Origin of the sequence: Microcoleus sp. PH2017_34_RAT_O_A (assembly GCF_020737885.1) — a bacterium.
Classification (GTDB): Bacteria; Cyanobacteriota; Cyanobacteriia; order Cyanobacteriales; family Microcoleaceae; genus Microcoleus.
Genome location: NZ_JAEQDD010000082.1, coordinates 23,329 through 48,704 on the forward strand (window position 1 = coordinate 23,329; position 25,376 = coordinate 48,704).

35 protein-coding genes are annotated in these 25,376 nt (G+C 42.8%); 17 read left to right on the plus strand and 18 right to left on the minus strand.

Annotation, left to right across the window (positions count from 1 at the left end):
* Positions 1–157: 157 nt before the first annotated feature.
* Entirely contained in the window at positions 158–595 is a 438-nt protein-coding gene (locus tag JGK11_RS24055) for a hypothetical protein (RefSeq protein WP_293200901.1), read from the minus strand.
* Between the two features lie 72 nt (positions 596–667).
* Here JGK11_RS24055 and JGK11_RS24060 point away from each other — a divergent pair, with 72 nt between their 5' ends.
* Together JGK11_RS24060 and JGK11_RS24065 are read left to right on the plus strand one after the other, a co-directional pair.
* On the plus strand, positions 668–790 hold the full coding sequence (locus JGK11_RS24060; protein WP_293196790.1) for a hypothetical protein: 123 nt from the start codon (positions 668–670) through the stop codon (positions 788–790).
* Between the two features lie 135 nt (positions 791–925).
* Positions 926–1,483, plus strand: coding sequence for an adenylate kinase (locus tag JGK11_RS24065; RefSeq protein ID WP_293189120.1), 558 nt, complete (start codon positions 926–928; stop codon positions 1,481–1,483).
* Between the two features lie 30 nt (positions 1,484–1,513).
* On the opposite strand, the gene JGK11_RS24070 is transcribed toward JGK11_RS24065, so the two are convergent.
* The 3 genes from JGK11_RS24070 to JGK11_RS24080 form a co-directional block, all read right to left on the minus strand.
* Positions 1,514–1,651 carry a hypothetical protein gene (locus tag JGK11_RS24070; RefSeq protein WP_293206812.1) on the minus strand — a complete coding sequence of 46 codons (138 nt, stop codon included), beginning with the start codon at positions 1,649–1,651 and terminating at the stop codon, positions 1,514–1,516.
* Positions 1,652–1,671: 20 nt separating this feature from the next.
* Entirely contained in the window at positions 1,672–1,806 is a 135-nt protein-coding gene (locus JGK11_RS24075) for a hypothetical protein (RefSeq protein WP_293189124.1), read from the minus strand.
* Positions 1,807–1,888: 82 nt separating this feature from the next.
* Positions 1,889–2,023 (minus strand): helix-turn-helix transcriptional regulator, encoded by a 135-nt coding sequence (locus JGK11_RS24080; protein ID WP_293189126.1) that lies wholly within the window; start codon positions 2,021–2,023, stop codon positions 1,889–1,891.
* Positions 2,024–2,171: 148 nt separating this feature from the next.
* Between JGK11_RS24080 and JGK11_RS24085 the strand changes: the two genes are divergently transcribed.
* The 8 genes from JGK11_RS24085 (at position 2,172) to JGK11_RS24120 (ending at position 4,831) form a co-directional block, all read left to right on the plus strand.
* Positions 2,172–2,369, plus strand: coding sequence for a hypothetical protein (locus JGK11_RS24085; protein ID WP_293189128.1), 198 nt, complete (start codon positions 2,172–2,174; stop codon positions 2,367–2,369).
* Between the two features lie 103 nt (positions 2,370–2,472).
* Entirely contained in the window at positions 2,473–2,805 is a 333-nt protein-coding gene (locus JGK11_RS24090; RefSeq protein WP_293176700.1) for a hypothetical protein, read from the plus strand.
* Between the two features lie 92 nt (positions 2,806–2,897).
* A complete protein-coding gene (locus JGK11_RS24095) occupies positions 2,898–3,128 on the plus strand; it encodes a hypothetical protein (RefSeq protein ID WP_293189130.1) in 231 nt (76 codons plus the stop codon).
* A gap of 73 nt (positions 3,129–3,201) precedes the next feature.
* Positions 3,202–3,456: a hypothetical protein gene (locus tag JGK11_RS24100; RefSeq protein ID WP_293213140.1), complete on the plus strand. Its 255-nt coding sequence runs from the start codon at positions 3,202–3,204 to the stop codon at positions 3,454–3,456.
* A 120-nt stretch (positions 3,457–3,576) separates the two neighbouring features.
* Positions 3,577–3,756, plus strand: a complete 180-nt coding sequence (locus tag JGK11_RS24105; RefSeq protein ID WP_293213142.1) for a DUF433 domain-containing protein — start codon at positions 3,577–3,579, stop codon at positions 3,754–3,756.
* A gap of 90 nt (positions 3,757–3,846) precedes the next feature.
* The gene (locus JGK11_RS24110) at positions 3,847–4,119 is read left to right on the plus strand and encodes a DUF5615 family PIN-like protein (RefSeq protein WP_293213145.1); all 273 of its coding nucleotides are present in this window, start codon (positions 3,847–3,849) and stop codon (positions 4,117–4,119) included.
* Between the two features lie 102 nt (positions 4,120–4,221).
* Complete coding sequence (locus JGK11_RS24115) at positions 4,222–4,452, plus strand: hypothetical protein (protein WP_293213147.1); 231 nt, start codon at positions 4,222–4,224, stop codon at positions 4,450–4,452.
* Complete coding sequence (locus JGK11_RS24120; RefSeq protein ID WP_293213149.1) at positions 4,445–4,831, plus strand: type II toxin-antitoxin system VapC family toxin; 387 nt, start codon at positions 4,445–4,447, stop codon at positions 4,829–4,831. Before JGK11_RS24115 ends, JGK11_RS24120 begins: the two co-directional genes overlap by 8 nt.
* A 45-nt stretch (positions 4,832–4,876) precedes the next feature.
* On the opposite strand, the gene JGK11_RS24125 is transcribed toward JGK11_RS24120, so the two are convergent.
* Positions 4,877–5,794 carry a GTPase gene (locus tag JGK11_RS24125; RefSeq protein WP_293189147.1) on the minus strand — a complete coding sequence of 306 codons (918 nt, stop codon included), beginning with the start codon at positions 5,792–5,794 and terminating at the stop codon, positions 4,877–4,879.
* Positions 5,795–5,841: 47 nt separating this feature from the next.
* Here JGK11_RS24125 and JGK11_RS24130 point away from each other — a divergent pair, with 47 nt between their 5' ends.
* Complete coding sequence (locus JGK11_RS24130; RefSeq protein WP_366054007.1) at positions 5,842–7,389, plus strand: ATP-binding protein; 1,548 nt, start codon at positions 5,842–5,844, stop codon at positions 7,387–7,389.
* Between the two features lie 191 nt (positions 7,390–7,580).
* On the opposite strand, the gene JGK11_RS24135 is transcribed toward JGK11_RS24130, so the two are convergent.
* From JGK11_RS24135 to JGK11_RS24180, 10 genes are all read right to left on the minus strand, one after another.
* Entirely contained in the window at positions 7,581–8,240 is a 660-nt protein-coding gene (locus JGK11_RS24135) for a Uma2 family endonuclease (RefSeq protein WP_293213151.1), read from the minus strand.
* A gap of 68 nt (positions 8,241–8,308) precedes the next feature.
* Positions 8,309–8,884: a Uma2 family endonuclease gene (locus tag JGK11_RS24140; RefSeq protein ID WP_293213153.1), complete on the minus strand. Its 576-nt coding sequence runs from the start codon at positions 8,882–8,884 to the stop codon at positions 8,309–8,311.
* Positions 8,885–9,033: 149 nt separating this feature from the next.
* Complete coding sequence (locus JGK11_RS24145; protein WP_293196779.1) at positions 9,034–9,291, minus strand: BrnA antitoxin family protein; 258 nt, start codon at positions 9,289–9,291, stop codon at positions 9,034–9,036.
* Between the two features lie 75 nt (positions 9,292–9,366).
* On the minus strand, positions 9,367–9,582 hold the full coding sequence (locus tag JGK11_RS24150; RefSeq protein WP_293213155.1) for a type II toxin-antitoxin system HicB family antitoxin: 216 nt from the start codon (positions 9,580–9,582) through the stop codon (positions 9,367–9,369).
* 42 nt (positions 9,583–9,624) lie between these two features.
* Positions 9,625–10,464 carry a TdeIII family type II restriction endonuclease gene (locus JGK11_RS24155; RefSeq protein WP_293213157.1) on the minus strand — a complete coding sequence of 280 codons (840 nt, stop codon included), beginning with the start codon at positions 10,462–10,464 and terminating at the stop codon, positions 9,625–9,627.
* A 14-nt stretch (positions 10,465–10,478) separates the two neighbouring features.
* Positions 10,479–11,837 (minus strand): DNA cytosine methyltransferase, encoded by a 1,359-nt coding sequence (locus tag JGK11_RS24160; RefSeq protein WP_293213159.1) that lies wholly within the window; start codon positions 11,835–11,837, stop codon positions 10,479–10,481.
* Positions 11,838–11,846: 9 nt separating this feature from the next.
* Positions 11,847–12,194, minus strand: coding sequence for a DUF5615 family PIN-like protein (locus JGK11_RS24165; RefSeq protein WP_293206833.1), 348 nt, complete (start codon positions 12,192–12,194; stop codon positions 11,847–11,849).
* Entirely contained in the window at positions 12,191–12,508 is a 318-nt protein-coding gene (locus JGK11_RS24170) for a DUF433 domain-containing protein (RefSeq protein ID WP_293206835.1), read from the minus strand. The genes JGK11_RS24165 and JGK11_RS24170 overlap by 4 nt, the downstream gene beginning before the upstream one ends.
* A gap of 43 nt (positions 12,509–12,551) precedes the next feature.
* Complete coding sequence (locus JGK11_RS24175; protein WP_293206837.1) at positions 12,552–12,890, minus strand: type II toxin-antitoxin system HicB family antitoxin; 339 nt, start codon at positions 12,888–12,890, stop codon at positions 12,552–12,554.
* Positions 12,891–13,003: 113 nt separating this feature from the next.
* On the minus strand, positions 13,004–13,264 hold the full coding sequence (locus JGK11_RS24180) for a type II toxin-antitoxin system HicA family toxin (protein WP_293206841.1): 261 nt from the start codon (positions 13,262–13,264) through the stop codon (positions 13,004–13,006).
* A 75-nt stretch (positions 13,265–13,339) separates the two neighbouring features.
* Here JGK11_RS24180 and JGK11_RS24185 point away from each other — a divergent pair, with 75 nt between their 5' ends.
* Both JGK11_RS24185 and JGK11_RS24190 read left to right on the plus strand, forming a co-directional pair.
* Positions 13,340–13,489 (plus strand): hypothetical protein, encoded by a 150-nt coding sequence (locus JGK11_RS24185; protein WP_293206843.1) that lies wholly within the window; start codon positions 13,340–13,342, stop codon positions 13,487–13,489.
* A 51-nt stretch (positions 13,490–13,540) separates the two neighbouring features.
* Positions 13,541–14,119, plus strand: coding sequence for a hypothetical protein (locus tag JGK11_RS24190; RefSeq protein WP_293206846.1), 579 nt, complete (start codon positions 13,541–13,543; stop codon positions 14,117–14,119).
* A gap of 71 nt (positions 14,120–14,190) precedes the next feature.
* Here the strand turns inward: JGK11_RS24190 and JGK11_RS24195 are convergent, their stop codons facing one another.
* Positions 14,191–18,186 (minus strand): magnesium chelatase subunit H, encoded by a 3,996-nt coding sequence (locus JGK11_RS24195; protein ID WP_293213161.1) that lies wholly within the window; start codon positions 18,184–18,186, stop codon positions 14,191–14,193.
* Positions 18,187–18,826: 640 nt separating this feature from the next.
* Between JGK11_RS24195 and JGK11_RS24200 the strand changes: the two genes are divergently transcribed.
* From JGK11_RS24200 to JGK11_RS24210, 3 genes are all read left to right on the plus strand, one after another.
* Positions 18,827–19,813 carry a calcium-binding protein gene (locus tag JGK11_RS24200; protein ID WP_293176662.1) on the plus strand — a complete coding sequence of 329 codons (987 nt, stop codon included), beginning with the start codon at positions 18,827–18,829 and terminating at the stop codon, positions 19,811–19,813.
* A 270-nt stretch (positions 19,814–20,083) separates the two neighbouring features.
* The gene (locus JGK11_RS24205) at positions 20,084–21,112 is read left to right on the plus strand and encodes a calcium-binding protein (protein WP_293213163.1); all 1,029 of its coding nucleotides are present in this window, start codon (positions 20,084–20,086) and stop codon (positions 21,110–21,112) included.
* A gap of 240 nt (positions 21,113–21,352) precedes the next feature.
* Positions 21,353–22,537, plus strand: coding sequence for a calcium-binding protein (locus JGK11_RS24210; RefSeq protein WP_293213165.1), 1,185 nt, complete (start codon positions 21,353–21,355; stop codon positions 22,535–22,537).
* A gap of 81 nt (positions 22,538–22,618) precedes the next feature.
* On the opposite strand, the gene JGK11_RS24215 is transcribed toward JGK11_RS24210, so the two are convergent.
* Together JGK11_RS24215 and JGK11_RS24220 are read right to left on the minus strand one after the other, a co-directional pair.
* Positions 22,619–23,341, minus strand: a complete 723-nt coding sequence (locus tag JGK11_RS24215) for a Uma2 family endonuclease (RefSeq protein ID WP_293213167.1) — start codon at positions 23,339–23,341, stop codon at positions 22,619–22,621.
* A gap of 79 nt (positions 23,342–23,420) precedes the next feature.
* A complete protein-coding gene (locus JGK11_RS24220) occupies positions 23,421–23,897 on the minus strand; it encodes an ankyrin repeat domain-containing protein (protein WP_293176656.1) in 477 nt (158 codons plus the stop codon).
* A gap of 37 nt (positions 23,898–23,934) precedes the next feature.
* On the opposite strand from JGK11_RS24220, the gene JGK11_RS24225 reads away from it, so the two are divergent.
* A complete protein-coding gene (locus JGK11_RS24225; RefSeq protein WP_293213169.1) occupies positions 23,935–25,200 on the plus strand; it encodes a lipid-A-disaccharide synthase in 1,266 nt (421 codons plus the stop codon).
* Positions 25,201–25,376 lie beyond the last annotated feature (176 nt).

Below are 25,376 nucleotides of genomic sequence, written 5' to 3' on the forward strand. Positions count from 1 at the left end.
TAAGTCCAGGTACGTTGTTGCGCTTTAGCGCTCTTTCCAATATCCCAAAAAGAGCGCCCAAGCGCAACAACGTACCTGCTCAAAAATAAAATGCTAAGTCTTTAATTATAAGAGACGATTCCCTACGATCGCACCAGCAACTCCCCAAATCGAATACCTACTCTAGATACCAACCTCCCGGTTCAACCTCCAAATCCAGCATTGTTTTGAAATCAGCCAAATAGTTGAACATTTCCGAGTTCAAATAATTCTCTTCATTTTTGAGTCCACCCTGCCACACCTTTTTATCAAAGGTTCCGACAACAAAATAGTCATTGCCGATCGCCTGCGGTGCGATTTTCTGCAAGCCTAATATCAATTCTGCCTCCAATTCATCTTGATGCGCCATAATTAACTCGCATTTCGAGCAGTAGCGACAGGTTTTTCCCTGTATGAGTGGGCCCAGGCCCTCAATCCAGATAAACAAAGCAAATTTCCGCAGATGTGTCAGTTTTTCACACTTCGGGCATTTGCTCAACCGGATATCGCTATACGGGTTCAGCATGAAGGAATATCGAGGTTTTAATTTGCCAATGTAAGTTTTAGACTTAGCCATCGCAGTAATCCCTGGAAAAATCAATGATTTAATGTTAGCAGCAAGACATTCGATCGGACATAATATGATGCAATCTTTGTTGCTTTTTGTATAGGCCCGATTGTCGATCGCGTTGCTCCTGATAAATACGATTTACTAGGAGGGTGGATTGCATTGCTGGGCGTTTTGGTGATTATGTACGCACCTCGCCGCTAGCAGCCGGAACCCGGGGAATCATACCATTTTCAATTATTGTAGAATGCAGCGGTATCGAAAAGTCGATCGCGCTCTGGACTTGTTCGCAAAGTCGATCGGCTAAAATTAAACTTGAACTCGGGCGCAGGAGTAGCTATGCAAAAAGTAGCAGTATTTGGCAACACCGGAGGCGGTAAATCCACTCTCAGCAAGAGATTATCGGACATCACTGGATTGCCCCTTCACATCTTAGACAAGATTCAATATCGATCGGGCGGCGCTGAGGTTCCAAAGGAAGATTTTAAGCGCGCCCATCAAGAAATTTTGCAGACTGACAGATGGGTTATTGACGGGTTTGGTTGCATAGAAACCCTCTGGCTGCGACTTGATGAGGCGGATACCCTGGTTTTTATCGATCTACCGCTATACGTGCATTTCTGGTGGGTGACTAAAAGACTGATGTCGGGTTACTTTAAACCACCCGCAGGCTGGCCGGAAAACACCCCAATATTAAAGAGTTCGCTTACCAGTTACCGCGTGCTTTGGTTGTGCGACAAATATTTGAACCCAAAATATCGCGAATATATCGATCGGGCACGAAGTACCAAAAATGTTTATCACATCACATCGACTGAGCAGATTTCGCAATTTTTTGAATCAATTGAAAATGAGTTTAACTTTGAAAATGGTGCAGCAGCCTCACAAGCGGACTAAAATTCTATCATCGTCGATCGAACTTGGAAATTATTGGCGAACTTCCTCGATAGTTTGTGCTTTGAAAGTCACTACATAGGCATAGAAAGCTTTGCGATCGTCTCTGTAGGTGAGAATGTATCGCTTTAATTTGCGATCGCTAATTCCAGCATAATTGACGTTATTCATGGCTCAATATTCCCATCTATTTATAATATAGTATCAAGGGCGATCGCTCTGCGAAAATACTCCTCTTTCGTTCGATCGAAGGCAAATCGAGGGCGATCGTATCCTATTTTTCTCACCTCCTCACTCAGGCGGGCCAAAGCGATCGGGCAAGTCATCAAGAGTTAACCCACGCGATCGCAAAAAATTTGCCAAAGCTTTCATTTGGGCAATTGTGAATGTCGGCACGTTATCTCCGGCTTAAGAGCGACTCACAGTCCGTACCGATGTCCCAATTTGCCGAGCAAATTCTTCTTGGGACATTCCTAACTCATCTCTCAGTTTTTTAAGCAGTGATTCGCCAGCTTCTTCTTGAGGTTGTCTTCGCTTTGTCATTACAAAATCTGACATTGTGTCTAGACCGCTTGACAAGACAATTTTGTCCAGACACTATGTCTATATAGACAGCAAAAGGGCAGAGTACGGGAAATCAGCCCTGCCTTTCTAGTGTCTCATTTTGCCCGCAATCTATGGCAGAACTAGGATGAACTACAAACAACAACTTTACCCGTGGGTGATTTACCGTCACCTGCCCAACCTGCAACGCCTGACTGTGGCGCGTTTTCGCCGCCGAAACGACGGCGAGGAACACTTGCGGATTATCAAAAGATTGCTGCCGCAAGTGGAGTTTGCGATCGCCTTTGAGGTGAATTCGCAGCAGCCAACAAATTGTGCAAGATAGTATAAGAGCGATCGCACTTTGGGAATAAAAGGGCGATCGCATTTCCCAGAATTGTAAATTGAGATATAATAGAGAGCAAGCAAAAACTCTTACAACCAAGTCTATGTTTACTTATAGCAAGGTACTGAATCAAGTTAAAAGCCTCACGCTTGCAGACCAACTGCGGTTATTAGAAGACTTGAAAAAAATGATTCAGTTACGAGAAGAAGTTGCAGAAGATGATGAAGTGATTTCAGCAGAAGAAATAGCAGAGAGTGAAGCTGCTTGGCAAGATTATAAAGCTGGTCGCGATCGGGGGATATCCTCCCAAGAACTCAAATTGAAGCTGTTGGTAGAAAAAATTGCAGCAAGTAATGTCTTTGAGGATATTAGCGATCCGGTGGAATGGCAGCGAGAGTTGCGTCAAGATCGTCCACTTCCTGGTAGGGATGAATAATATCGCACTTTGGAAAGATAAAGGCGATCGCGCTTCCCTAGCTCCTAAATTGCTATAATAACAATCAGCCAAAAAATCTCAACATAAAGCCTATGTCTACTTATAGCGAGGTACTGAGTCAGGCTCAAAGTCTCACTCCTGACGAGCAACAGCAGCTTTTAGAAGTATTGTCAGCTTTGATGCGCGATCGCCTAACAACCCATATTCAGGGTAGCAGTGAAAGATTGTCCAGGAAAAATTTAAAGAGATGGCGCGGTTTTTTGCCGTATCGTGTGGATGCTTTGGAATTCCAGTTGCAACTTAGAGCAGAATGGGATGAGTAAGAGAGGAAAGAAAAGGGGCGAGGCAGTCATCAAGAGCTATAATAATAAAAATAAAGAATAGTTGATATTAGCTATGCAGCGAATATTTGAGGCTATATTGAAGGGAAACCTTTTAGAATGGGCTAATGAGGTTCCAAAACAGGGCGATGAGCCTGTCAAAGTTTACGTTACTTTGCAAGAAGAGCGATCGACTTTAAGTGCTGAGCTTCGCCGTCAGAGAATAGTTGAAATATTGGAAAAAATTGCAGCAAGTAATGTCTTTGCTGATATTATCGATCCTGTGGAATGGCAGCGAGAATTGCGTCAAGATCGTCCACTTCCCTGGTAGGGATGAATAATATCGCACTTTTGGGAAAAAATGGCGATCGGCTCGCTGGTGAAAAGAGACAAGTTGCGATCGCCTATCTGATGACTTAAAATAGAAGAGACATATAGCTCTGTGGTCAAAATGGACAGAATCTCCGTCAACCCTCAAATTCACTTCGGTAAGCCTTGCATAGTGGGTACGCGCATTACTGTACAGAGCGTTCTCGAATTACTAAATGAAGGGCTTTCTTTTGGAGAAATTATCCGAGACTATGCGATCGCACTGGTGGCGGCGGTCGATGTGCATTTGACATTAGCTTAAATTATGAAATTTCTGATAGACTAAGATGTGTACGCTGTCACCACAAAGTTTTTGATTGATGCAGGACATGATGTAATTGTTGTTGCTTAAATGGGTTTAGCGCAAGCAAGTGATGAAGAAATACTGAGAATAGCCCAAGCAGAAAATCGCATCCTGGTTACGCGAGACAGAGATTACGGAAATCTTGTTTTTGTGAGGGCGATCGGAACAGGTGTAATTTACCTTCGAGTCTTACCTAAAATGGTGAATGAAGTTCACAAGGAACTAGCAGGAGTTATTGAAAATTACTCTGAAGTAGAACTAAAAGGGGCATTTGTGGTTGTAGAACCTGATGGATATCGGTTTAGAAAACCGCTTATATAGGATGTTAATTAGTTTGGTGTTGGAAAGAAAAGGGCGATCGCACTTCCTTCGATCCTAAATTGCTATAATGACAATCAGCCCAAAAATATCAACATAAAGCCTATGTCTACTTATAGCGAGGTACTGAGTCAGGCTCAAAGTCTCACTCCTGACGAGCAACAGCAGCTTTTAGAAGTATTGTCAGCATTGATGCGCGATCGGGTAACACCCCATATTCAGGGTACCAGTGAAAGATTGCCCAGGAAAAATTTAAAGAGATGGCGAGGTTTTTTACCTAAGCGTGTGGATGCTTTGGAATTCCAGTTGCAACTTAGAGCAGAATGGGATGATTAATAAATATCTTCTCGATACCAACATCCTGATTTACTACTTCAATGATGGGCCGGAAGTTCAGCCTATATTTGATGAAATTGAAGCTGGAGATGCAGAGGCATTTTACTGTCCGATTAGTTGGGTGGAGTTACTTTGTTACCCGGCACTGACAGAAGAACAAGCGAATGAGATGCGAGAATTTTTGAGGCTTCTTAAGTGCGTATCATTGACAGAATCAGTTTTAGATAGTGCAGCCCAAATTCGTAGAGATTATCGCTTGAAACTAGGTGATGGTGTAATTGCAGCCTGTGCTTTAGTTGAGGGATGTGTCTTGGTAACTCGGAATGCTAAGGATTTTAAGCGCGTTGATGGGTTAACTATATTAAATCCATTTGATTAGGTAAAAGAAGGGCGATCGCACTTTGGGAAGATAAGGGCGATCGGTTTACTCATCATCATACCTAGATAACCAGGCTCCTATCAGAGTTCCTACTATTCCAGCTCCTGAAAAACCTATTATTATTGGAGCGTTTAAAAGTCCGGCCACAGCAGCTCCAAATCCCGCCGCTGTTCCCATTGACTGCAAAACTGCCTCAACAAATTTTCTTCTAATAATAGCTTTTTGTGCCTTGTTAAAACGGGTTCGCTTTGTTATACTCGGAGTCAAAAAACTTAGTAAAGCAATCATACCTTTCATAGATACACGCTCCGCTACTACTGTAAAAAATTCTCCAAGCCATTCCTTACCGTCTGGTGTTCTGTCACTTTTACCATCAGGTGTTGTGTCATTCTTATTAACTATTGCAACTGCTGGAATCTGATATGCTATATCCGTATCTTTTATGCATTCGGCTATTGCTTGTCGAACACTTTGTGTTCTCTTAGTTAATTTTTTTTGATACTCTGAAGCACTAAGCTTATCAGCAAAAGTGAAAACTATAACAGCGTGTTTCCATGATTCTATACCCAATGCTTCTGAAATAATTTTGATTCCTCGCTTATCATTGTCTGTGATTCGAGTTTCGTCGAGCCTGTTTACATATAACATAGAATCAGGCTCTTTGATTTCGGAACGTATCTTCTCTATGTATATACGATCGTTTCCACTACCATCGCAAAGACCAGGAGTATCAAATATTATTGCTTTAACACCATTCATTTCAAAATTAAACCCAGTAATATCTGTTGTTGTTGTCTCATGATCGCTAACTTCACATACATCTTGACCTACTAATGAGTTTACCGTGCTAGATTTACCCCAACCTGCACGACCAATAACAAAAAATACTAGCCGTTGTCCCCTAAGTGCTTGCACCTTTCTTTCAAGAAATTCAATGAATTGTGCTGCTTTTTGGTCATCCATATTACTTTACTTTTTAAATTTATTGCAATAATTTACCGATCGCCCGTTTGTACAGCAGACGATACAGTCATCAAGGTATATTTTCTGCTAAGCCGTCAGTCGGAAATGTCGGGACTTTCCCAAGACAGCCCGATCGCAAATGTCGGAATCTTGTCGGAAATATCGGAATCTTGTCGGAAATGTCGGAAAGATCGGATATAATACGACAAATCGCAGCACACGACTTACCTATGGAAATCGCAGAAGTCTTAAAACTCGCCGACGAACTAATCTTCGCGAAGACGGGAGAACATCTAGACTATCTGCAAAAAGCTATCCTTGAAGGGACATTCCAAGGTCGGACATACCCACAAATTGCTGAAGCCACTCATTCCAGTGAAGGTCATACTAGAGATATCGGTTCGGAATTATGGCAAATACTCTCAAAGGGATTCGGAGAAGAGATTACTAAAAGAAATTTTAGAGCAATTTTTAAAAAAGCAAATTTTAACAATTATCAATCAACTATCGGTAGCGATAATATAACAGTTAATAACGTCAATATTTGCCAAGAAAGGGCGAGAAGTCCAACAGAACCGCAAAACTCCCAACAAACTTCTAAACAACTCCACATAGACTTAGGCGACGCACCCGAAATATTCACCTTTTTCGATCGCACTTCCGAACTCTCCACCCTCGAAAACTGGATAACGGGCGATAATCGCACACGCCTAATCGCACTCCTCGGAATCAGCGGAATCGGCAAAACAACCCTCTCCCTCCGCCTAATTCACCAAATCAAGACCCAATTCGATTACGTCATCTATCGCAGCCTCCGCTTTTCCCCAACCCTAGACGCAACCCTCACCCACCTGCTGCAAATCTTTTCGCAACAATCAGAAACTCCCCACAGCATCGAAACCAAAATTTCCCAAATCCTCGATTACCTGCGAAAATACCGATGTCTGATTGTCCTCGATGACGTGCAGATGCTTTTTAGCAGCGGACAACTCGCAGGACAATACAAAACTGGATATGAAGATTATCAGTTATTTTTTAAACTAATTGCCGAAGTTTGTCATCAAAGTTGTTTGATATTGAATAGTTGGGAAAAACCCAGAGAAATTGCTAGATTATCAAAAGAGGATCGTCCCGTGCGGTGTTTTGTATTGGGAAGTTTAGGAGAAGCTGCTAAAGAGATTTTGAAATCACAAAAGTTATCCGATGAGGAAACATGGTCAACTTTGATCGATCTTTATCAAGGAAATCCTCTGTGGTTGGAGTTGACTGCAACGCTGATTCGAGAGTTATTTGGGGGGAGAGTTTCGGAGTTTTTGCAGTGCGAAATGCCGATTTTAGATGAAGGGTTGCAATCTCAGTTATCTCAACCTTTTGGGCGTTTGACTCCGGCAGAGTTGGCAGTGATGATTCACCTGGCTAATCAACCTGAACCCGTTGCTGTGTCGCAATTTTTCAACAAAATACCATTTTCGCCGTCTGAAATAGTTAATGCAGTGCGATCTCTGGGAAATCGGTTTTTATTGGATGCAATAGAAGAGGAAAAGATAACTTTGTTTAGTTTGAATCCCGTGTTGAAACAGTATGTGCAAAGATGAAACGGCGGTTGAAACCGCGTCTACACAAACGAAGTCCGCCTCCGCGGACTGAAGAAAATAAGATAATTTCAACTGCCCGGTCTTCTTCAACCCGCGGAGGCGGGTTTTGTCTGTATAGACGCGGTTTCAACCGCCGGGTATTATGCCGTGTTCGTATCCGTGCTCGCGCCGGAGGTGGCACTACCGTTTCCCTAGGGTAGCTGATTCTGTAAGCGCGATCGCACCCACTCTCTAAACTCTCTAATTCTCGCATTCTCTCCCTTTTCTGAGTCTAAATTCATAAACTGTGCGAGTTCTTTGACAGGAAACGAGGCAAATGCCAAACTCGTTTCCGACTCGGCATAACCCGTATCAGTTAAAATGTTAATTATTAGTTTTCCTTTCTTCCAAATCCAAACTTCCGGCACTTTAAGTTCCGCATAAACCGCCATTTTATTAATAGATGAGCTAGTCAAATCCATTTCCACAACTAAGTCTGGCGGCGGGTCATTTTTGAGATCGATAGTTAACTTTCCCCGCATTAAAGCTTCATTTTGGATATAAAAACATTCATCAGCTTCGTTGCCAGCTTTTTTCGGTTCCGAACGCCAAGTAGATGATTTTAATCCGATAATCTCTAGTCCTAGTTCCTCAGAAAGTGCTACAATTAGCCGCCCGAGAGTCCAGCTATACCTCTCATGTTCTGGTAAAGGTACCATGAGTTCTAAAGTTCCCTGATAGTAAGTCATGCGCGGCGTTGAACGTTCCGCAAATATTTCTAACAAGTGTTCGTAGGTTTCCCAACTGATATCATGTAAAACGAGGTGAGAACCTGCAAGCTCTTCTTTACTGTACGTCAGGGTTTGAACCATTGCCAATACTCCACGAGAACTTTAACTCTATTTTACTCTATTGAACATTGGACAGGTGCGATCGCACTTTACCAAATCGACTCAAGATTCAGCACAAATCCGGGGAGAACATCTTCACCTGATACCGTGGTTGGAGATTGTAATATTTCAACTTCTTGATTCGGACGATAAATTTCTACTTGTCGAGACTTGCGATTGATTAACCAACCTAAAACAGCACCATTGTCTCGGTACTCTTTCATCTTATCCTGAGTTTCTTTCAAACTGTCGCTGGGAGACATTAACTCGACGACGAAATCCGGACAAATTGGGGGGAATTTTTTTTTTTGTTCGGGAGTCAAAGCATCCCAGCGTTCTAATTTTACCCAAGAAGCGTCAGGCGCTCTATTTGCATTATTAGGAAGTTTGAAACCTGTTGAAGAGTCAAACACTTTACCCAGTTTTTTTTGCTGATTCCAAATCCAAATCTGTGCCGTTAATCCTGCATTGCTGCTTCCAGTTTCTCCTCCTGCTGGTGACATGATAATTAATTCTCCTTTGGCTGTGCGTTCCAATCTAATATTTTCATTTTCCTGACAGAGTTGAAAAAACTGCTCGTCTGTCAGCTTGATAATGGGGTTGAGGTTGAGGGTGAGGGTAGTCATAGCGGTATTTTATCGTGACTAAACGACCTATATTAGCGATTCTAGCATATTGAGTGAGTTGCGAGGGCGATCGTGCTTCGTAAGTAATGCTTTTGCTAAATGGTAAACCACAGGAATTGATACAGCATGATCCAGAGGATAATCCACATTTATTCACTGCTTTTTACGTGGTGTTCAACATAAGAGCGCAGCACAGCATTCATTAAAGATTGATAACCTTTCCCTTGACTTTTAAACCAATCTAATACATCGCGATCGACTCTTAAAGAAATAGCTTGTTTTGTTAGCGGTTTTACCAGTTTAGCTGTTTCCCAAAAACTCGCATCTAACTCAGAAATATCAGAGGTATCGATCGCAGATTCTGGAATATTTTCTAATTCTTCAAGTCGTTTGGGCGAGATAGTCATATTCAAATGTCAGCATACTGTATATACAAAACGTATCTACTCATAGGATAGCATAAAGGGCGATCGCCTGTGATGCTATTTCAAGTACGCAAACATCGATCGACCTTTCACTTGTGGAATAGGGCGACCCAGTGCGTTAGCCGTTTCTATCCACTCCTGCATAATAATCTCTAGATTTTGCAATGCTTCTTGATAATTTTCCCCATCCGCAGCACATCCCGGCAATTCAGGTACTTCGGCAATAAATGCCTGGTCTTCCTCACTCCTGTAAATGATGACTTCGTACTTCATTATGGTTCAACCCCCGCCTTTATCAAAAATTATTCCCTTTCCTTAAAACCCAAAGGCTAAAGCATCCATCATATATTTACTTCTCTCACGTCCCACTTCTAAATATATTTCCAATAATTCCTCATAAGCAGTCGCTCCGCCTACAATATTCCAAAATTCATCTCCAATAACTACAGCTTCATCAAAAGGCAGATAATTCCTTGCCTGAGACCACTTATAAACAGCTTTTGTTACACCATAGGGATTATAAGGCATTGCGTAGTAAGCTTGCAACTGCGGACGCTTTGCACCCCGCAGTAAATGAAACCTCAACAGACGCTGGATAACTTCTAAACATTGACCTTTATTGGGCTTAGGAGCTTTAATTTCAAATAAGTATTCTGTTCCGTCCTTAGCAAAAATATAAAGGTCAGCGCGTACAGTTTTTGTTGCCAAATCATCGGATCGTCTAGCATTCAGCACTGCTGTTATCATCTGCTCAAAAGATGGTTTAGTTTGTCCTTTTTTATCCATAGATTCATAGTATTCTTTCTGACGTTGGGCTTCTTCAAAAGCTGCAATACTCACTTCCGCTCTGATATCATATCCTCGACGTGCATCCTGATGATGTTCAAGGGCAATTAACTTAGCGCATTCTTCAAGAGAGTTTCCTAATCTGGTACTTAAACCTCGCTCAAATTGATTGATTCGTATTAATTCTATGGGAATTAGCGCGGCTTGAAAAGGTTTTAATTCTCCATTAGTTGAACTGCGCGATAGATACTCTATTCCAGTAGTTGACTTGTGAATAATCCGACCTTTATATTCATCTACAATACCCTGAATAAAACCTTCAAGATATCCTTTAATTATTGCTAGTTGTTTTGTACTAATAGCTGCCATATTTTAAGTCACAATTACAAAATAATTTCGAGTAAAGCTTTGGCTAAATGGTAAACCACAGGAATTGATACAGCATTACCCAATTGATGTTTTGCTGTAGTTTCATTTTCAGAAATTTTGAACCATTCGGGAAATCCTTGCAATTTTGCGTAATCCTGTGCAGTTAGAGGTTGAAAGTTTTTCTTTTCATAAATTTCCCTAATAAATGTTTCTTTATATGCTACTGGTTCTTGACATTGAATCGAGATTGTTGCCACAAAGTCTCTAGTTCCAGTTGCGGTTAAAGTTGCGATCGCCTCTGCATGAGGTAAGAAAATTTTAGAAATGCCGTTAATCCCTGAAGATATTTTAGAATTCACAAAATCATAGCCTTTCTCATCTACACTCCGCAAAATTTCCTTGTCAACTAAGTTGTCAATTTCTGTTTGTTTCAACTCAGGAATTAGTCTTGCTAACACTTTGAATCCCAAAGGATTACCGTCCTTTTCTCCATAAATATTTTTTCTCCTATTTTTCATAATCGTTTGACAAATTAATTTTTCCCTGATAGTTGTTTCGATTAAATCCCAAGAATGGATGGTAGTATGTCCATCTCTAATATCAGTAAATAAGAAAAAGTCATTTAATTCATCTAGCTTTTGAAATCTGCCTCTGGAACCCGGTATTTTGCCATCAAATAAAACGGTTGGTGAAAATTTTTGCTTCCTAAAATTGCTACGCTGAATCCCCGGTATCACATCATAAAGCTTGATCGCGCGATCGATTGGTTTAGGAAATGTAAATCCCCAGCCTCTTTCTAGATCATTCCTAATGCCAACTATAAACATTCTATCTCTATCTTGCGGTAATCCAAAATCATAGGAATTTAGCACTTCGTATTTGACAATATAACCAGATGATGTTAAATTATTAATTATATATTTCAAGCTTTCTATATTTCTTGGTTCGGTCAAGCCTTTGACATTTTCAAATATAAAAGCTTTGGGACGATTAGCTTTTACTACTCTAAATACATCTGTCCATAACTTGCCTCTTGGGTCGTCCAAACCTTGCATTTTACCTGCAATCGACCAAGGTTGACAGGGAACACCACCCACTAATATATCTATCGGAAAAGGCAATTGATTTAGATTGGTAATATCTCCTAAATATACTTCATCTGAGTTGGCATCTTTAATAAAATTATCTCTATAAACTTGAATGGCTTTTTTATCAATTTCTGAATAGCCTAAGCATTTACAGCCTAATTCTTCGAGAGGAATTCTAAAGCCACCAATCCCAGCAAATAAGTCTACGAACGTTAATTGCGATCGGGCATTTTTAATATAATTTGGATTGAATAGATCGAATAATTCAAGTTGTTGAGCATACATAAGGGTTGGTTATAAAGGTAGGTACTGAACGCGGTTAACTAAATCTTCAGGTTCGCTAACCTTAGCAATAATTTCCAAGTCACGAATGCAATCACCAAAAGTTACATTCTGTTGATGGGCATAAATAACGCCAGCAAAATTTACTGCTGCTTGCTGGCGACTGTTAGCTATGGCTAAAAAATCGTCGTCTTGTGTAAAAACAACACGCTGAAGATCCATTGCGCGATCGAGTATAATATGGTCTGGCGTGTTTTGATGGTTATCTTCTTGAGCTCTCAAAACATCTACATCTCTTTGTCTCAATCCCTTTGCAATCGGTAGAGGCACATTCTCATCCATGTACAAAGCTATAGTCATTTAATTAATCCTTGGGCGCGGAGTTTTTTAGCCAAAGGAGATTCACCAGCTTCTAATCGCAACTTTTCCGCATACTCAAATCTGCCCTGCATATCTGCATCAAGCTCTTGTTTATGATCCCAGTAGTAGGCTAAAGCAGAGTAAATTTTACTCAAAGTTAGGTGAGGATAGCTTTCCAGTAATTCTTCAGGACTCAAGCTGTAAGCTTTTACCGCAGTCATTAATTCAACTACTTTCATCGTAGTCCCTGTGATGATAGGCGTATTCTTCTCATCTAATTCTACATATTTATATTCGGTTGCAGTTAGTGACATAGTTTACCTCGTTAATGGAGCTAATTTAATTATCATAAGCTAATTAAGTGTTAATTGCTTGCTCTGCCGCCTTAATCAAAACCTCATCCATCCAGTTGTTAATACTTTTCCCAGCTTTTTTGGCAGCAATAAAGATTTTGCGATGATGTTCGGGAGTAGTGCGGAAGGGAAGTTTACCTGAAAAGGGTTTATCCGGTTCCTGTCCTAATTCTTTGCAAAACTCTAGATAATCATCGATCGAGTTTTGGAATTCTTGGCGAGCTTCTTCAATAGTTTGTGCTTTGAAAGTCACTACGTCATTAATATCAAGCACTCGCCCGAAAAGAATTTCGGCTTCTAAATCTACTTCAATGCTAGCACTGTAACCTTTGTAAGTCATCATGGCTGTTAATTTTTCCTCTTTCAATAAGTGAAACTTGTGGATTATAAATTTTATGCTAATACCCTTGTTGATTTGGGTAATCAACAAGGATTTTCCCGTTAACAGCTAAGTCATTATGGTTCAACCCCCGCTTTTATCAAAAATTCCCTGACAGATTTAACTGCTCCTTTATCTGTTTCTTTTTGAGGATGTGGTTCATGAAATACAGCTTTAACCTCATTTAATAAAATGCGAACCCGCGAACCTGAACCTTGAGTAACAGTAGCACCCAGTGCTGTAAATAAATTTTCAATATCTTGCCAATTAATATTAGCTGGTATAGGATCTGTAAAAATTGATTCTAAAATCTTACGATGTTTATTATTTAGTTTCATAAAAAATTTATTTATTATTATAATTTACTTTATGATATCATAATGTGATATCAATGTCAATAAGGTGAGCTAATCTTGCGATCGCCAAGACTACTTGAGACTGGAACAAACACCACTTTCTTCGAGAATACTCCCCAAAGTCCGATCGGGGAAAGCGGAGGGGCGATGCAGGCAAAGACGATCGCGATCGTACAAGCTTGCGAAACCTTGATCGACCTGCTATAATCATCCTTACTTTCTTTACCTAAAACCTAATCTTCTATTTAATTTACTGTTATGTATTTTCAACTTGAACCAACTGCTTATATTGTTAATAAGCATGACTTATTAATAACACCTTTCAATACACCTATTAAAACAGATTTTTATGATGAAGACACTGACGAAGAAAAAGATATAGAATTAGGCTATATACTAGCACACAGATTTGATTTAGCTTATTCGCCCAGAACATTAGTGAGTTTTGCAGATAACCTTGATTCGGATTTATTTCATATGGCTAATTTTTTATTAGATAATAAAACGAATTATCAAAAAATTTCTGGTAGCAGATATCTCTTCTATATAGATCATATTTTTATTGAACCTCAGTTTAGAGGACATGGATATGCTCTTCAAGCATTAGCGTTGTTCTTAGAACTATTCGCTAGAGGAGAAGTTGTAAGTTGTCATCCTATACCTATGAATGATTTAGAAGGTAAATACTCTAAAACTAAAGGCCAACTCATTATGAGAAAGTATTGGTCTAAACTAGGATTGACCTATTACAGCAAAAAACATAACATACTTTGGCAAGATGAATGGTCTATGCCCAAATGGTTAAAAAGTACAATATTCAAGTCATTCGATGACTGATGACAGTCATTTTGTATACCTCAAATAAAACTAAAATGTAGGGCAGGCTTTTGGGCCTGCCCCAAACTATCCTATTCTACCCCCTCAATTCGATCTTCCACCTCCTGATACAACTCACGCAACCTGTCCAAATTACTCTCCGAAGTCTCCCAATAACCCCGGCCATTCACCTCAAGCAAAGTGCTGACAATCTTGCGGAATGAGTGAGGATTCAGATTCAGCAAACGCTTCTGCATCTCCTCATCTTGGATAAACGTACCGTTCACATCCTCATACACCCAATTATCCACCGCGCCCGCAGTCGCACTCCATCCAGTCGTATTCACCAGACGCTTAGAAATCTCCCGCACGCCTTCATAACCGTGGGATAACATCCCCTCGTACCACTTCGGATTCAACAGCTTAGTTCGCGAATCTAAACGCACGGTTTCTGATAGCGTCCGTACCTGCGCGTTGGCTGTTGTTGTATCAGCAACGAAGGATGTTGGTTTCTTGCCATCGGCGCGCAAACTGCCGATCAATTTAGTCGGATCGGAGTCGAAATAGTGCGACACGTCGGTTAGCGAAATTTCCGCAGAATCTAAGTTTTGGAAGGTGACTTCCGCAGTTTTTAAGGATGATTCAAAAATCTGCCTGTCTTGTTCCATTGTTCCGGGATTGTCGGAAGAAAAGGCGAAGGATTTGCGGGTTAAGTACATTTCCTGCAACTCGGCTTCGGTTTCCCAAGTGCTGTTTTCTACCGCTAAGTTGACGTTAGATGAATAGGAACCGGAAGCGTTGGAAAAGACGCGGGTGGCTGCTTGGCGCAGGTTGATTCCCATTTCTTCGGCTTGCTTCAATGCGTGTTTGCGGACGAAGTTCATTTCTAAGGGTTCGTCGGCTTCCGCTGCCATTTTCACTGCTTTATCTAACAGGTTCATTTGGTTGATGAACAAGTCGCGGAAGACGCCGGAACAGTTAATTACTACGTCGATTCGAGGCCGTCCCAACTCTTCTAAAGACAGCAATTCCAGTTTGTTTACCCGGCCTAAAGCGTCGGGTACTGGCTTCACTCCCACCATCCACATTACTTGGGCGAGGGATTCGCCGTAAGTCTTGATGTTGTCGGTTCCCCAGAGCACAACGGCGATGGTTTCGGGATAGTTGCCGTCGTTATCAGTGCGCTGTCTTTCTAATAGCCGATCGACTACAACCTTAGCAGACTTGATCGCCCCAGTCGTAGGGATTGACTGCGGGTCCAAAGCGTGCATATTCTTGCCAGTCGGCAAAACATCCGGGTTGCGAATCGGATCGCCGCCTGGGCCGGGGATAATGTATTCGCCCTCTAGCGCGCGCAACAGTGCGCCCAATTCGTTATCGGCGCAAACTTGCTGCAAGCAGAATTCCAGATACTCAAACAGCGGTTTAATCAGGTCTGAATCGACTTTTTTGTAACCGGCTGCGTGTAAGGATTCAATCCAAGGTGTTTTCTTGCCCATGTTGAAGAAATTCAACTTGGAAACTAGGGAAACTCGACCCTCAGCATCGGTTTGTTCTTTCACTAAAGCGCTAACAGCATCGCGACAGGCTAAGGTGATATTTTGCAGCAATTCGACATCTGCTAAAATGCCTTTGTCGTTGTTGGTGTAGATATCGTCAATATTCCGATCGCAACTTAGAGCAATAATCCGCGACAAACTGACTAATCCGTCTTCTTCCCGGTCTAAATTAGCGATATTGACGAGTGTTGCGATCGCCTCTTCCGCAGTCGGTGGCTTCCCAACAACGTGCAAACCACAAGGTAACAACCGCGATTCAATCTCCATCAACTTGCGGTAAACCAAGCCAACTAAATTGTCCCGATCCTCCGCAGTCATGCCCGCAGCAACGCCTCTTTCCTGTTCCGGAGGTAAGGTGATATCCTTGTCCAAATTGACCAAACGGCATTTTTCGACGATCGCATCCACGATCGGCGCACCCCGGCCCGTATCCTTCAAAGTTTGATAGGAAGCAATCAACTCGCTGAGTTCCTGCAAACCTTTATACAAACCAGCATTTTCAGCCGGAGGAGTCAGATAGCTGATCGTTTCAGCATAACTGCGGCGCTTAGCAATTGTTGCCTCGCTGGGATTGTTCGCGGCGTAATAATAAAGGTTAGGAATTTTGCCGATCAAACTGTCGGGATAACAATCGATAGACATTCCCATCTGCTTACCAGGCATGAATTCTAGGGAACCGTGAGTGCCGAAGTGCAGCACCGCATCCGCACCCCAAATGCGCTCTAAATAAGTGTAGTAAGCAGCAAAACCGTGGTGCGGACTAGCAGAACGAGAGAATAACAACCGCATCGGATCGCCTTCATATCCAAAGGTAGGTTGCACTCCGATAAATACGTTGCCGAAATGTTTGCCGAAAATCAGCAAATTTTGTCCGTCGCTGTTCAAATGCCCAGGAGGCGGGCCCCAATTTTCTTGCAAACGTTCCGAGTAAGGAGTGAATTCTTCGTATTCAGCTACCGACATCCGGTAAGCAATATTCAATTCCGGGCTTTGGTATTGGGCTGTTGCATCGTGGATGACTTCTTGCATCAGTTTTTCGGCGGAATCCGGCAGTTCTGGCAAGTCGTAACCGTTACCTTTTAGGGCTTTCAATACTTCGTAAATTGAGCCGAAAACGTCCAAGTAAGCGGCTGTGCCGACGTTGCCTTTGTCGGGCGGAAAGCTGAAGACTGTGATCGCAACTTTCTTGTCTAATTTTGGTTTGCGCCGCAGCATTGCCCATTTCATGGCGCGCTGGGAAATCGCCTCGATTCTATCTTGCAGGGCGATCGCCTTTCCAGTTGCGCCATCTCTACCCGACAAAATAATTGGTTCGATCGCACCATCCAACTCAGGAATCGCCACTTGCAAAGCAACTTGAATCGGGTGCAAGCCCAAATCGCTATTTTCCCACTCTTCCGTCGTTTGGAAAACCAGCGGCAAAGCCACCATATAAGGGCAGTTGAGCTTTTTCAAAGTCTCGATCGCCTTTGGGTGATCTTGTTTCGCCGGGCCGCCAACCAACGCAAAACCAGTCAGAGAAACTACCGCATCTACGATCGGCAGCGGTGCCACACCTTTGGGCCCAACTTCCAAGAAAAAGGTTTCAACCGGTTTCGAGAAGTCCAAACCGCCCGCAAAAATCGGTAAAACCCGCGCGCCCATTGCCTCGAATTCCTGCACAATTGCTACGTAGTGTGCGTCATCTCCAGTAACTAAGTGAGTGCGCTGCAACACTAAACCAATGCAAAGTGCGAGGGGATCTTTGAGGTCTGCGGAAATATCTTTGCGGGCATTATACCAGTTCAGATATCCTTTGACATCATCAAACATGGACGGTGCTAAAGGATGCCAAATCCCCATGTCGGGGTAGACAACAGGTTCTTGAAAAGTTAACTGTTCCTGGCCTTTGAATACATATTTATGTGACAGCATCAGCAAGAAGTTTTCCAAGTTTTCTTGGGAACCGCCCAGCCAATACTGGAAACTCAGCATGAAGTTGCGGGCATCTTGGGCTTTGTCGATCGGCAAATATTTCAGCACTTTCGGCAAAGTTTGCAGCAGTTTCAGCATTCCGTCTTGGAAGGAACTACCGGACTTTTCCTTCCGTTTTTTCATGAATTCGCCGATCGCGCTTTTGCTTTGTCCCAACTGCGCCATCGAGAAACTGCCCATTTTATTGAGCCGCATCACCCCAGGCATCGACGGGAAGACGACGGCGACATCCAAGCTGTCGCGCAGCGGTTCCACAGCCGCTACCACTTTTTCGGCCAAATCTTCGATAAAAATTAGAGAAGCAATAAATACATTGGCATCAGCCACATCCCGCTTGAAGGCCTCGTAATTTTCCGGGCTGCGGAGTTCTTCGATCAGATAGCCGCTGATTTCTATTGCCAGATTCGGATTTTTGTTATTTATCGCTCGAACCGCTGCGGAGAGGGCGCTTTGATACTGCGGTTCTAGTACGACATAGACCACCTTCATGAGCGATCGCCCCTGCAAGTTTTCCGGCACGACGTGGCGAATGGTGGGCTTGACGTGAGTGAACATCCGGTTAGGCTCCTTTAAGATGCTGTTTTCGGCAATCGGGAATTTTTTTGTCCCCTAAGCATTTTTACCAGAAAACGCTTGCCATTAGGCGATTCGATCCTGCTAATTACACAATTCGACAAATTTATTGCAATTTTTAGTTACATTATTTTACAAATTCCTTGAGCAAATGCTCCAAATTATCTTTACAAAAATTTACTTGACATATCTTATAAAATATGTTTAAAGCAAGCTATCATAAAAAAATCCCCAAAAATCAACAAACCTTTGAGAAAAAAAATCCCGAAACAAGCTCGAACTTTTGTATAACAGATCATACTTGCGATAGAGCAGTTAATTGAGGGGGAAAAGGCATAATCTATGAAGATAGAATAAAAAATTCTAGTAATTTGTATGTCACAAAACTCAATATTTGCCTAGGAACTTAAAACCATTTTATAACTTCTGAATTCTATACAGTATATGCCAGGTTTATGAAGTGCAGTAGGGACAAGGCAATGCCGTGTCCCTACCGGAATTTCTCGATCCGAGGCGTACTTCATAAACCTGGAATCTGCTGTAAGTTCCCGATCCGCGATCGAGTCAATGAAAAGCTAATTGGTATTCACAATCAAGCTCATCAAAACCATAGGTATAAAACATGGCTAACTACGCAATTTTCGACGAAAAATACTACCTCGCCCAATATCCTTGGGTCAAACCGGCCATTGATGCCGGAGTAATCGCATCTGGCAAAGAACACTTTGAAAAATTTGGTAGAGCAGGTGGCTTAACTAAAGTATCGCGTTATTTTGACGAAGCTACTTACCTTGCAGGCAACCCAGATCTCGCACCCTTTGTCAAAACTGTCAACCCAAACGCGCCTTTTGCCACCGGCCTCGATCACTTTATTCAGTTCGGTTACGATGAAGGACAGCGCCGCACTAAAGTATCGCCTGAGTACAACGAAGATTTTTATTTGGCAAATAACTCAGAATTGCGATCGTTTATCGGGGCTAATGCACCTTTCAAATCAGGATACCAGCATTTCATTCAATTCGGGGCCAAAGAAGGCCGTTTTGGAACTTCATTTTTTGAACCGGAATACTTAAAGAAAAATCCTGATATTGTGCCATTTGTCAACTCTGGAAATTTGAAAACTGGTCGGGAACACTACTTCAATTTCGGGAAAAACGAGCCAAGCCGCGACGCAACTTTTGTTGGCAGCCGTAGCAACGACATTATCACAGGCGTTGGCGTGGGGAATACCGAACTTGTGGGAGTAGAAGTAGGTATCGATCGCAACGGAAACCGGCAGTATGAAAGCTTTGGAACTAATGAATTCGATGTCCTAATTGGCAGCCCGGGAGTTGATACATTCGTCCTCGGAGTTCCTGCATCAGCCGGGAATCCCTCCGCCGCAGCGCTGTATACAGGTAACGGTCAAGCTACGATTCGCAACTTCGACATAGAAAATGATTTGATCCAACTGCAAGGAAATTCTTTAAGCGGTTACAGCCTGACTCCTGTTGGTGGCAATTTGTCAATCCAGCGTTTTGGAGATGTACTCGGCGTGATTGAAGGAGGTGCAAACTTGAATTTGAGTTTCATCCAATCTAATGGTAACGGTACTTTCGCGATCGGTTAGTCATTGGTCATTAATCATTAGTCATTAGTCATTAGTCATTAGTCATTGGTCATTAGTTGATACTGATGATTGATGACTTTTTTCATCTGGAAAGCTAATGAGTATTCACACTGAAAATCATCCAAAAATCAGGGAGCATCTCATTTTTGTAAAAAGCATTTTTTCTTTGAGTGCTGTCCCCGCTCGCGTATTGTACAATACGCGAGATCTTGCGTGCTCGCACTATAATAAATGCAAAATTGAGATGCTCCCAAAAATCAGGAGTAAAACATGGCTAACTACGCAATTTTCGACGAAAAATATTACCTCTCACAATATCCGTGGCTGAAACCAGCCATTGATGCAGGAGTCATCAAATCTGGGAAAGAACACTTTGAAAAATTCGGTCAAGACGGTGCTTTAACCAGAGTTTCGCGGTATTTTGACAAAGATACTTATCTTGAAAAAAATCCAGACCTCAAACCCTTTATCTACACTCGTAACAACCCAAGTGCACCTTTTGCGTCAAGTTTAGACCACTTTATTCAATACGGTTATGAACAGGGTCGCAATCAAGTATCGCCTGAGTACAGCGAAGATTTTTATTTAGCAAATAACTCAGAATTGCGATCGTTCGTAGGCCCCAATGCACCTTTCAAATCGGGGTACCAGCATTTCATTCAATTCGGCGTCAAAGAAGGTCGGTTTGGGACTTCTTTCTTTGAACCCGAATACTTAAAGAAAAATCCAGATATTGTACCGTTTGTCAACTCTGGGAATTTGAAAACTGGTCGGGAACACTACTTCAATTTCGGAAAAAACGAACCAAGCCGGTCTGCTACTTTTGTCGGAACTTCCAGCAGCGATATTCTGACAGGCATTGGTGTGGGAAATACCGAACTGATTGGAGTAGAAGTGGGTATAGATTCCCAAGGTAATCGACAATATGAAAGCTTTGGAATCAACGAGTTCGATGTCCTGATTGGTAGTCCGGGAGTTGATACATTTGTACTCGGCATTCCTGCTACAACCGGGAATGCAGCCTCGATTACCTTGTATACAGGTCTCCCAGCCGGGACACCGGCTTTGAACTTAAACACAACAGGGCCGGGTTTTGCTACCATTCAGAAGTTCAATGCAGAAGATGATTTGATCCAACTGGCAGGAAATTCTTTAAGCGAGGGCTACACACTAATCATCAGTGGCAACAATTTGTTAATCACTCGTTATGCAGATTTGATGGGCGTGATTGAAGGAGGAGCAAATTTGAATTTGGTATTCCAACAATCTAATGGTAATGGTACTTTCTTGATTGGTTAGTCATCAGTTTAATCCAAACATCGGGAGATACAATTGCCAGAATTCAGGGCGGAGCAAATCTAAATCTGCAACAGATTTCGATCGCAAATCCGTTTAAGCCTCCAGTCGATCGCACATTCATCGGTTAGAAAGTATAGATATTAAGTTATATTTATTGGGAACAATCACCCGATCAGGTGATTGTGTAAGTTTCCGATGATTGATAAGTTGGATGAAATTATCAAAACCAGATAAGAAAATATGGCAAGCTATGACATCTTTGACGAAAAGTATTACCTGTCGCAATATCCTTGGGTCAAACCTGCCATTGATGCAGGAGTTATCAAATCTGGAAAAGAACACTTTGAAAAATTTGGTCAAGCTGGTGGCCTAACAAAAGTATCGCGTTATTTTGACGAAGCTACCTATCTTGCTGGAAATCCTGACATCGCTGCCTTAGTCCGCACTCCTAGCAATCCAAACAAACCTTTTGCAACGGGATTAGACCACTTTATCCAGTTTGGTTACGAAGAAGGTCGATCGCGCGTATCGCCAGACTACGACGAAGCATTTTATCTGGCAAATAATCGAAATTTGGAGCCGTTGATTCAGAATGGAACTTTTAAAAGTGGCTACCAGAATTTCATTCAATTCGGCATCAAAGATCGTGAATCTGGAATTTCATTTTTAGAAACAGGATACTTCCAAACTCAACCCAGCATTCAACAACCGTTTCCCCAGGTCAAATACGGTCAATCGATCGCCACTTCATTTTTAGAAGTAGGATACTTACAAAACAACCTCGACGTTCTACCGGTCGTCCAATCGGGAGCTTTGAAAACTGGTAGGGAACATTACTTCAATTTCGGAAAAGATGAACCCAGTCGATCTGCAACTTTTGTCGGAACTTCTGGGAATGACATCCTCACCAGTTTTGGGGTGGGGAAAGTTGAATTAATTGGAGTTGAAGTAGGCTTGTATCCCGGCAACTTCCGAGTCAACAACGTAATAGCTGAAAGTAGGGGCAGCGATGAATTCGATACTCTCATTGGCGGTAGCGGCAGCGATACATTTATGCTAAGTAATGCTTACTTGGACACTCCGCGGTTCTCTCCAGTCACGCAAGAGTTCTACCGAGGGCCGGGCTTTGCTATAATTCGGAACTTTACCAAAGGTCAGGATAGCATTCAGCTAGGAGCGACAGTTAATTCCTCAACAGACTCTTACTTAAATAATTTCTCGGTGTCTCCCATAAACAATAATCGAGATTTAGCTATCCAGCGGAAGGTCTTTAGCAACCCTGTAAATGATGGAGTGCCATCAATCAGTAACTTTGACACGATCGCTGTTATTGAAGGCGGCGGAAACCTGACTTTGAATCAATTACCATCATCTAACACTCTTATACCACCATCATCTAACAATCTGACATTTTTAATTGGGTAGAAATCTCGAAGATATTCAGGATTTGCCCGATCGCTCCTGGGACTGCGATCGCACATTCGCAAAATGGGCGATCGCACTTTGCTATTCCGGTAACTCGCCAAAGCGATCGCGGTATCTCGCAAGCTGCTGCTGTATTTCCTCCGCTCTTTGTTCTGATTCCTCGGCTCTTTGCTGTGCTCGATCCGCAGTGTCTTCAGCCGTCAAATACCTATTGCCTCGTTCATCAAACCAGTACAAAACCTCTAACTGTCGCTCTCCATCATTGTAACGACCTCGACCAATGCCTAAGCCTACTTCCGGCATCCAAAAAGGTTCACCAATTTGCTGTTCGTACTCGCCATTTATCAAATGGTAAATTTCAAAGGGTTGATGTTGGTCTCGCCGCCAGTAATAGGGATTGTAAATTACGTAGTAAAGCACGCCCAACTTCGCGTAAATATCAATCTTTTTATCGTATTCACCGCCGTAAGTTTGAGAAACAATCTCTAAGGCAAATATCGGGGGAATATTATTTTCTTCCCACAGGACGTAACTGAGGCGCAAAGTATCGCCTTTGAATCTTTCGACACCCAGACTTAGAAAGCCGTCAGGAACGATTGGAACTAGATGACTTACTCCCGTCGTGTGATAAACTCCCATATCCACCGCAAAAAACCAGTCATTCCGCTCGCGCCAGTGAAATTTGAGCAAGAATAACAGTAAGTTGGGAAGAAAGTTTTGATTTTCGTTATCCACGGGAGTATCATCCGAAGAAGGGAGTTCGGCGCTGGTTGGCAAACGCATTTCTCGATCGAATAGTACCATGATATAAAAATGGCAAATTTATTAATTAATTATATCATCCAGAAACCGGGTTTATTTGATAAACCCGGTTGCTAAGTTGTTAATGGCGATCGCGCGCCAGCTTCAAAACCTCAACCACATCTTGGTGCTTTTCCGAAGATGCCCAGATTAACGCAGTCCAAGTATTATTATCCTTGGCTTTGAGATCGGAACCTCGATCGATCAAAACCTGCACAACATCAGCGCGCCCGCTACCCGCCGCACTCATCAAAGCCGTCAAACCAAAAGCAGTTTTAGCATTCACATCCGCCCCCGCATCCAGCAAAAGCTGTACAATCTCGGTATGTCCGGCAGCAGCGGCGCTCATTAACGGCGTCCAACCGTCATTATCCTGACTGTTAGCATCCGCACCTGCTGCGAGCAATTTTTTGACAATATCAGCATTGCCAACCTCAGCCGCAGCCGTCAAAGCCGTCGCGCCTTCCTCGTCTTTGGCGTTGATATCTGCACGTTGTTCGATCGCACATTCCACAGCCGCCACATCACCCATCTTGACGGCATCCATTAAATCTGTCATAGAATTCTCCCTTGTATCCTTTTAAATCTTAAATGCTATGACAGTCGATATTTTAATCCTTTCCAACGGGCCCGGAGAATTAGCAACTTGGGTGCGTCCCACCGTGCAAGCATTGCGCCAGCAATTGGCAAACAAGGGCACAGAAGCGCGAATCTCGGTGGTGCTGTCCCCCTGTCCGCACGCCACGGGAAAAGAAGCAGAAATCGCCGCGAACTACCCAGAAGTGGATAGAGTGCAAGCACCGGAGCATTTTTTTCGATTTTTATTATCGGGCAAAACTGCCCAAAATTGGGATTGGTATGAAACGGGAGTTGTTTTGTTTTTAGGCGGCGACCAATTTTTTACGGTTGTTATTGGCAAAAGGCTAAAATATCGCACTGTTACCTATGCGGAATGGGACGCGCGGTGGTATCGCTGGATTGATAGGTTTGCGGCGATGAAACCGGAAGTTTTGGCTAAAGTTCCGCAAAAATATGCTGATAAATTTACAGTTGTGGGAGATTTGATTGCGGAAGTAGGCGATCGCAAATCGGAGACAAAAGACGGCGTACAACCCCGACGGGAAATAGAGTTAATTGGATTGTTACCGGGTTCTAAGGCGGCAAAATTAGCTTTAGGTGTACCGTTGTGTTTGGCGATCGCGCAATCGATCCATCGAGTCCGCCCTGAAACGCGCTTTGTAATTCCGGTTGCTCCGAGCTTAGATGTGCAAACTCTAGCACGTTTTGCCGACGCCGAACACAATCCCTGCTTGCATTTATTTGCCAACGCTAGCGCGGAACTTCATTTAACAGAATCGCCGTTTTTGCAGACAGCAACTGGCTTGAAAATAGAACTTTGGACGCAAACTCCTGCCTACGATTTGCTATCACAATGCAGCCTGTGTTTGACTACTGTGGGGGCGAATACTGCGGAATTGGGTTCGTTAGCTGTACCGATGATTGTGTTGATTCCGACGCAGCAGTTGGATGCGATGAAGGCTTGGGATGGTTTGCCGGGATTGTTGGCAAATTTGCCGTTAGTCGGTTCTGTTTTTGCGACGGGGATTAATTGGCTGATTCTGCAATTGGGGAGGGGAAAGCTTTATGCTTGGCCGAATATCTGGGCGGGCGAGGAGATTGTGCCGGAGTTGATCGGGCGGCTGGAGGCGGATGTTGTGGCGGATCTGGCGATCGACTATTTGAGCCATCCTGATAAATTAGCACGGATTGGCGATCGACTCCGCAGCGTGCGCGGCGAGTCTGGGGCGGCGCGGAAAATCGCTGAATTGGTTTGTGAAGAAGTCGATTTGTGCGATCGTTAATTGTGGTAGGGGCCCTTTCACCAACAATATCTAACGCCAACCAACAATTTACATAAACCCGCCCCCACCCCACAGAAAATATCAACCTGCATTATCTTAGCAATTTTCCTGATTTTCCCAAATATCGTAGGGGTGGGTTAACCAACAATATCGAACACCAACCAACAATGTAAATA